The sequence below is a fragment of the Ferrovibrio terrae genome (assembly GCF_943372915.1).
Lineage (GTDB): Bacteria > Pseudomonadota > Alphaproteobacteria > Ferrovibrionales > Ferrovibrionaceae > Ferrovibrio > Ferrovibrio terrae_A.
Genome location: NZ_CALSAN010000016.1, coordinates 84032 through 91142 on the forward strand (window position 1 = coordinate 84032; position 7111 = coordinate 91142).

Below are 7111 nucleotides of genomic sequence, written 5' to 3' on the forward strand. Positions count from 1 at the left end.
GGATAAAATGCGCGAAGCCGTCATCGTTTCCACTGCCCGCACGCCGATCGGCAAGGCCTATCGCGGCGCCTTCAACAACACCGATGCAGCGACGCTCGGCGCCCATGCGATCCGTGAAGCGGTCAAGCGCGCCGGCATCGAGCCGGGCGAGGTGGACGATGTGATCATGGGCGCGGCCCTGCAGCAGGGCTCGACCGGCGGCAATATTGCGCGCCACGCCGCCATTGCCGCCGGCCTGCCGGTTTCGGTGGCCGGCATGAGCGTCGACCGTCAGTGCGGTTCGGGCCTGATGGCGATTGCCACGGCAGCCAAGCAGGTGATCCATGACAATGTGCCGGTCGCGGTCGGCGGTGGCCTGGAATCGATTTCGCTAGTGCAGAACGAGCATATGAACACCTTCCGCGCCCGCGATGAGTGGCTGATGAAGAACAAGCCCGACATCTATATGGCGATGATCGACACTGCCGAGACGGTGGCCAAGCGCTATGGCATCAGCCGCGAGGCGCAGGATGAATACGCACTTGAAAGCCAGAAGCGTACCGCCGCGGGCCAGGCGGCCGGCAAGTTCGATGCCGAGATCGTTGCCATGCCGAGCAAGATGGCGGTGGTGGACAAGGAGACCAAGGAAGTCTCCTACAAGGATGTTACGCTGACCAAGGACGAGGGCAACCGCGCCGACACCAAGCTGGAAGGCCTGGCCGGGCTGCAGCCGGTGCGCGGTCCGGGCAAGGTCATTACGGCGGGCAATGCCAGCCAGCTGTCGGATGGCGCTTCGGCTTGCGTGGTGATGGATGCCAAGCTGGCCGAGAAGAAGGGGCTGCAGCCGCTCGGCATCTATCGCGGCATGGCGGTGGCGGGTTGCGAGCCCGACGAAATGGGCATTGGCCCGGTCTATGCCGTGCCGAAACTGCTGCAGCGCTTCGGCCTCAAGATGGATGATATCGGCCTGTGGGAACTGAACGAGGCCTTTGCCGTGCAGGTGCTGTATTGCCGCGATAAGCTTGGCATCCCGAATGAGTTGCTGAATGTGAATGGCGGCGCCATTTCCATCGGCCATCCGTATGGCATGTCGGGCGCGCGCATGACCGGCCATGCCCTGATCGAGGGCAAGCGGCGCGGCGCCAAGTATGTGGTGGTGACCATGTGCATCGGCGGCGGCCAGGGTGGCGCCGGCTTGTTCGAGGTTGCCTGATTATCTCAGTGCGAGGCGGGTGAGGATCAGTTCCGCAACTCCGCCGCGTGGATAATGCACGATAGCGAATTGGCCATGGCGTTCCGCGAGCGTCATGGCCTTTTGCGTTTCAAGGTCCAGCACGGCGAAACCGGGTTCGGGCCGCCAGTTGCGGCGGTCGGGCACGCCAAGCTGCGGCAATGCGACATAGCCGCGCGCGCTCAGGTCGCGCCGCAGGCCCTGATGCGCCGCCATGTTGCGGCTGACCGGCCAGCGTTTGCTGCGGGGATTCCAGGCATTCAGGCAGGTCAGCGATTGCGCCTTGCATCGGCGCAGGAATGCATCGGCCTGCGGGCTGGGTTCATTCAGCCGCAGGCCGATCAATCTGCCGTCCGGCAGGGTTACGGCATAGGTGGTGGCGCGGTAACCCTTCAGGGTAGCAGGTGTGATCACGGCATCTCCGCTGTAGCAAGCGCCTGACGCAGGGCATCTGTGCCGGGATTGCTGACCACATTATCGTAGAGGATATTTCGCGGATGCGCTTCCTTGCCGTAATAGGCGGCGTTGCGGCCATGGCGCGCGGTGATTACCGCGCCTTCCACCGATATGCCGGCGGCCAGACCCTTGGTCTTGGCAAAGGAATAGATATCGGCGCCGAAATTGGTGGTGGTGGCGGCTTCCACGCCCATGCCGACAGGACCGGCCGCCACGGTGGCGTCGGCGCCGAGCTTGAACTCGTTGCGCAGGATGGCGTTCACCGCGTTCTCGTTCATCAGCACCAGTATGACCTCGGATGCCTCAGCGCCGATCTGCAGGCCGATCGAGCCTGATCCCATGGTGTAGATCGCCGGTTCGCTCCAGCCGTTGGCGGTCTTGGCCAGCAGTACGCCGCTGCCGCCTTCGCCGCCGATGATGAAGCTGGCCTTCAGCAACTGCGGCACCACGAAGACACCCTTGGCGCGGGCCAGCTTGCGGCGCAGGTCGCCCATCTGGGTGTCATTGATGAAATGGTCGACGGTGATGCGAGCGGAATCGATCAGGCTCTGGTCGTCGGAGGCGGCCAGGGCGGGTAGCGGGCCCAAGGCCAGGATACCGGCGCCAGCGAGGGCGGAGGCGAGCAGGGTACGGCGATTTGTGGTGAGGCTGGGCATGGCATTGTCTCCCTTGGCGGGTTGGCAAATTATACAGCGCGTTATATTGCTTCGGCCACGTCGGCTCGGCCGCGAATCGGCCGGCGGCGCCGGTTGTTGAGGCCACAGCTAGACCGTAAACTGTGGCGGCTTTGTGGAACGGAGGCGGCATGTCCAAGGCTGATAAAGACGCCCATCAGGAGATCATCCCGCCGGATATCGCGGCGATGAGCTTCGAGGCTGCGCTAAAGGCGCTGGACGAGATCGTCGCCAAGCTGGAAAGCGGCCGCGTCGACCTGGAAGATTCGATTGCGCTTTACGGCCGTGGCGCCCTGCTCAAGCGCCATTGCGAGGCCAAGCTGAAGGCCGCCGAAGAAAAGATCGAAAAGATCGTGGTCGGCGGCGACGGCCAGGCCAGCACCCAGCCCTTCAAGGCCGACTGAGATGACGATGCTGCCGTCGCCCGCACTTGCGGCGGCCATGCAGGAGGTCACCGCCGCCGTGGAGGTTGCGCTGGACCACCTGCTGCCGGTCCCTGCCGGTGCCACAGCCAAGCTTGATGACGCGATGCGCTATGCCAGCCTGGGTGGCGGCAAGCGCATGCGTGCTCTGCTGGCGGTCGCGTCGGGCGATCTGTTCGGTGTGCCGCGTGAGCGCGCGTTGCGCGTGGCGGCGGCCATCGAGATGCTGCATGCCTATTCGCTGATTCACGATGATCTGCCCTGCATGGACGACGACGACCTGCGGCGCGGCAAGCCCACCGTGCACAGGGCCTTCGATGAGGCCACCGCCGTGCTGGCAGGCGATGGACTGCAAACCCAGGCTTTCCTGGTGCTGGCCGATCCGGCCACCCATCCCGCAGCCAGTGTGCAGGCTGCCCTGGTGGCCGGGCTGGCCCAGGCGGCAGGGCCGCGCGGCATGGTCGGCGGCCAGGCCATCGACCTGGATGCCGAAATCCGCACTGCGGCCGGTCGGCCGCTGACCTACGATGAGATCGCCCGGCTGCAGGCGTTGAAGACCGGCGCCCTGATCGGCTTTTCCGCCGAGGCCGGCGCCATCCTGGGCGAGGCGAAACCGGAGGATCGTGCGGTCCTGCGTGACTATGCCGCAGAGCTGGGTCTGGCCTTCCAGATCGCCGATGATCTGCTGGATCATGAGGGCTCGGCAGAGGAAGTGGGCAAGGCGGTGGGCAAGGATGCCGCGGCCGGCAAGGCGACTTTCGTGGGCCTGCTGGGCCTGGATGAGGCCCGGGCCAAGGCACGGGCGTTAACGAATTCTGCCAAAAGTCGGGTTTCGACCCATTTTGGCCCCGGTTCCATGGTTTTACAGGAGCTGGCGGAGTTTGTTATAACCCGCCGCTCGTGACACCATTGGCTCCAGAATGATCAGCAATCGCACGCCCCTGCTGGATATGGTGCGGACCCCGGCCGATATCCGGGAGTTCGACCAGGACCAGCTCAAGCAACTCGCCGACGAAGTGCGTCGCGAGATGATCGATGCTGTCTCGGTCACCGGTGGCCATCTCGGCGCCGGCCTCGGCGTGGTCGAGCTGACGGTGGCGCTGCATCATGTGTTTGCCACGCCGGTCGACAAGCTGATCTGGGATGTCGGCCACCAGGCCTATCCGCACAAGATCCTCACCGGCCGGCGCGATCGCATCCGCACCTTGCGCCAGCCCGGCGGTCTGTCGGGTTTCACCCGCCGCAGCGAGAGCGAATACGATCCCTTCGGCGCCGCGCATTCCTCCACCTCGATTTCCGCCGGCCTTGGCATGGCGGTGGCGCGTGACTTCAAGGGCGAGAGCAACAACGTCATCGCCGTGATCGGTGATGGCGCCATGTCGGCCGGCATGGCCTATGAGGCGATGAACAACGCCGGCTCGATGGATACCCGGCTGATCGTCATCCTCAACGATAACGACATGTCGATCGCGCCGCCGGTCGGCGCCATGAGCGCCTATCTGTCGCGGCTGCTGTCTTCGCGCTCCTATCTCGGCCTGCGCCAGCTGGCCAAGCAGATCGGCGAGAAGATCCTGCCCAAGAGCCTCGCCTCGATGGCCGAGAAGGCCGAGGAATATGCGCGCGGCATGGTTGCCGGCGGCACCATGTTCGAGGAGCTGGGCTTCTATTATGTCGGCCCGGTCGATGGGCACAATCTCGACCATCTGGTGCCGGTGCTGAAGAATATCCGCGACACCAACAAGACCGGCCCGGTGCTGATCCATGTCGTGACCCAGAAGGGCAAGGGCTATGGCCCGGCCGAGGCTGCCGACGACAAGTATCACGGCGTGTCGAAATTCGATGTCGTCACCGGCACCCAGGCCAAGCCCAAAGCCGGCCCGCCGAGTTATACCAAGGTGTTCGCCGAAAGCCTGATCGCCGAAGCCGCACGCGATGACAAGATCGTGGCGGTGACGGCGGCGATGCCGTCAGGCACCGGCCTCGACCTGTTTGCCAAGCGCTTCCCCGACCGCTGCTTCGATGTCGGCATCGCCGAGCAGCATGCCGTGACCTTTGCTGCCGGCCTCGCCACCGAAGGCTTCAAGCCGTTTGCCGCGATCTATTCCACCTTCCTGCAGCGCGCCTATGACCAGGTGGTGCATGACGTGGCGATCCAGCGGCTGCCGGTGCGCTTTGCCATTGACCGCGCCGGGCTGGTCGGCGCCGATGGCGCGACCCATGCCGGCAGTTTCGACATCGCCTATCTGGGCTGCCTGCCCGACATGGTGCTGATGGCGGCGGCGGATGAAGCCGAGCTGATGCATATGGTGGCGACCTCGGCGGCCATCGACGACCGGCCGTCGGCTTTCCGCTATCCGCGTGGCGAGGGCACCGGCCTGGTCATGCCCGAGCGCGGCCTGGTGCTGCCGCTGGGCAAGGGGCGTGTGATCCGCGAAGGCAGCAAGATTGCCATTCTCTCCTTCGGTGCCCGCCTGGCCGAGGCGCTGAAAGCCGCTGACGACCTTGCCGCCCGCGGGCTGTCGACCACCGTGGCCGATGCGCGTTTCTGCAAGCCGCTGGATACCGATCTGGTGCGGCAGCTGGCGCGCAATCACGAAGTGCTGATCACCCTGGAAGAGGGTTCGGTCGGCGGTTTCGGCAGCCATGTGCTGCATTTCCTCAGCCATGACGGGTTGCTCGATCAGGGCCTGAAGATCCGCCCGCTGGTGCTGCCCGACCGCTTCATCGATCACGACAATCCGATGAAGCAGTATGACGAGGCGGGGCTGAATGCACCGCAGATCGTCGCCACAGCTCTCTTGGCGCTGGGTCGCGCCGCCGACGCCACCGCGCGCGCCTAGCAGGACAGCACAATATGATCCTCCAGGAAGCGCGGGCCACGCTCACGCTGTCGCTGCCCATTGTCGGCACGCAGTTGGCGCAGATGGCGATCCACACCACCGATGTCTGGCTCCTGTCGCATTACAGCGCCGAAGCGCTGGGTGCGGCGGCGCTTGGCGTGGCGATCTTCAGCTTCCTGTGGATGGCGGGTCTTGGCCTGGCCACTGCGACGCCGGCGCTGGCGGCACAGGCGCGGGGCCGCGATCCCGACGATATCGAGGGCGTGCGCCAGGCCGTGCATGACGGCCTGATCTCCACCGGCATCTATGGCCTGGTCTGCACGCTGCTGCTCATTTTCAGCGAACCCTTCCTGGTGCTGATCGGCCAGCCGCCGGAATTGATCGCGCTGGCCGTGCCTTTCATGCAGGCGGTCAGCGGCATGTTCATCACCGCGCTGTGGTTCATGGTGCTGCGCGGCTTTCTCGCCACCCTGGAGCGTCCGCGCGCCGCCCTGGTGCTGACTCTGTTGGCGGTGCTGCTCAATGCCGCCGTGAATACGGTGCTGATCTTCGGCTTCTGGATCGTGCCATCGCTCGGCGTGGTCGGCGCCGGCATCGGTTCCAGCCTAGTCAATCTGCTGATCCTGCTGGTGTTCGGCTGGTATATCGCACGCGATCCGCAGTTCGCCCGTTATCACCTGTCGCGCGGCTGGTGGTGCACGACGCCGGATCGCATGAGTGCCTTCCTGCGCGTCGGCGCACCGATCGCGCTGGCACTGGGGGCTGAAATCGGACTCTTTTCCGCAGCGGCCCTGTTGATGGGGCGGCTCGGCGCGGCCGAGGTGGCGGGCCATCAGGTGGCGCTGCAATGGGCGGCGCTTGCCTTCATGGTGCCAATGGGGCTCAGTCAGGCTGCCACCGTGCGCGTCGGTCTGGCGGCCGGCGCACGCGACTATGCCGGCGCGGCGCGTGCCGGCTGGATCGCCATCGCCATGGGTATGTCCTTCATGCTGTGCACGGCGCTGATTTTCCATTTTGCCGGCGGGCTGCTGGTGCGGGTGTTTGTCTCCGATGCCGCGTCCACCGTGTTCACCCTGGCCGTCACCTATCTCGGCATCGCCGCATTGTTCCAGCTGGTCGATGGCGCCCAGGGTGTGGCCAATGGCGCGCTGCGCGGCCTGAAGGATACGGCTGTTCCCATGGTCATCACGCTCGTCGGCTACTGGCTGATCGGGTTTCCGGTGGCGATCTGGTTCGGCTTCTATACGCCACTGCGCGGCATCGGCGTCTGGGCTGGCCTGGTCGTCGGGCTGGCGGTGGTGGCGGCGTTGCTGCTCTGGCGTTTTCACGCCATGACCCATAGGCTGCAGCGGCTAGACAGAGTGCCGGCCCGATGAAAGCCCCGAAGCAGCGCCTGGATCAGATTCTGGTGGAGCGCGGCCTGGCCGAAAGCCGGGCCAAGGCGCAGGCCGCGATCATGGCCGGTCTCGTCTTCTCAGGCGAAAAGCGGCTGGACAAGCCGGGCGTTTC

8 protein-coding genes are annotated in these 7111 nt (G+C 65.3%); 6 read left to right on the forward strand and 2 right to left on the reverse strand.

Going from position 1 to position 7111, the window contains the following annotated elements; genetic code table 11:
• Nucleotides 1-7 precede the first annotated feature (7 nt).
• Nucleotides 8-1192, forward strand: a complete 1185-nt coding sequence (locus AAG821_RS12940) for an acetyl-CoA C-acyltransferase (protein ID WP_341911904.1) — start codon at nt 8-10, stop codon at nt 1190-1192.
• Here AAG821_RS12940 and AAG821_RS12945 read toward each other — a convergent pair whose 3' ends face one another.
• Together AAG821_RS12945 and AAG821_RS12950 are read right to left on the reverse strand one after the other, a co-directional pair.
• A complete protein-coding gene (locus tag AAG821_RS12945; RefSeq protein WP_341911902.1) occupies nt 1193-1624 on the reverse strand; it encodes a DUF3293 domain-containing protein in 432 nt (143 codons plus the stop codon).
• Nucleotides 1621-2322, reverse strand: a complete 702-nt coding sequence (locus AAG821_RS12950) for a lipid-binding SYLF domain-containing protein (RefSeq protein ID WP_341911900.1) — start codon at nt 2320-2322, stop codon at nt 1621-1623. The genes AAG821_RS12945 and AAG821_RS12950 overlap by 4 nt, the downstream gene beginning before the upstream one ends.
• A gap of 149 nt (nt 2323-2471) precedes the next feature.
• Here AAG821_RS12950 and AAG821_RS12955 point away from each other — a divergent pair, with 149 nt between their 5' ends.
• The 5 genes from AAG821_RS12955 to AAG821_RS12975 form a co-directional block, all read left to right on the forward strand.
• Nucleotides 2472-2744, forward strand: coding sequence for an exodeoxyribonuclease VII small subunit (locus tag AAG821_RS12955; RefSeq protein ID WP_341911898.1), 273 nt, complete (start codon nt 2472-2474; stop codon nt 2742-2744).
• Between the two features lies 1 nt (nt 2745).
• Entirely contained in the window at nt 2746-3666 is a 921-nt protein-coding gene (locus tag AAG821_RS12960) for a polyprenyl synthetase family protein (protein ID WP_341911896.1), read from the forward strand.
• A gap of 16 nt (nt 3667-3682) precedes the next feature.
• Entirely contained in the window at nt 3683-5602 is a 1920-nt protein-coding gene (gene dxs / locus AAG821_RS12965; protein WP_341911894.1) for a 1-deoxy-D-xylulose-5-phosphate synthase, read from the forward strand.
• Nucleotides 5603-5616: 14 nt separating this feature from the next.
• Entirely contained in the window at nt 5617-6978 is a 1362-nt protein-coding gene (locus AAG821_RS12970) for an MATE family efflux transporter (RefSeq protein WP_341911892.1), read from the forward strand.
• Nucleotides 6975-7111 (forward strand): S4 domain-containing protein (locus AAG821_RS12975; RefSeq protein WP_341916300.1); only part of this gene is annotated, 137 nt, incomplete at its 3' end. The genes AAG821_RS12970 and AAG821_RS12975, both read left to right, overlap by 4 nt.

Excerpts from the sequence above, each read along its gene's own strand:
- AAG821_RS12940 (WP_341911904.1), top strand. The coding sequence starts at position 8 with ATGCGCGAAGCCGTCATCGTTTCCACTGCCCGCACGCCGATCGGCAAG.
- AAG821_RS12950 (WP_341911900.1), bottom strand. The coding sequence starts at position 2,322 with ATGCCCAGCCTCACCACAAATCGCCGTACCCTGCTCGCCTCCGCCCTC.
- AAG821_RS12955 (WP_341911898.1), top strand. The coding sequence starts at position 2,472 with ATGTCCAAGGCTGATAAAGACGCCCATCAGGAGATCATCCCGCCGGAT.
- AAG821_RS12960 (WP_341911896.1), top strand. The coding sequence starts at position 2,746 with ATGACGATGCTGCCGTCGCCCGCACTTGCGGCGGCCATGCAGGAGGTC.
- dxs (WP_341911894.1), top strand. The coding sequence starts at position 3,683 with ATGATCAGCAATCGCACGCCCCTGCTGGATATGGTGCGGACCCCGGCC.
- AAG821_RS12970 (WP_341911892.1), top strand. The coding sequence starts at position 5,617 with ATGATCCTCCAGGAAGCGCGGGCCACGCTCACGCTGTCGCTGCCCATT.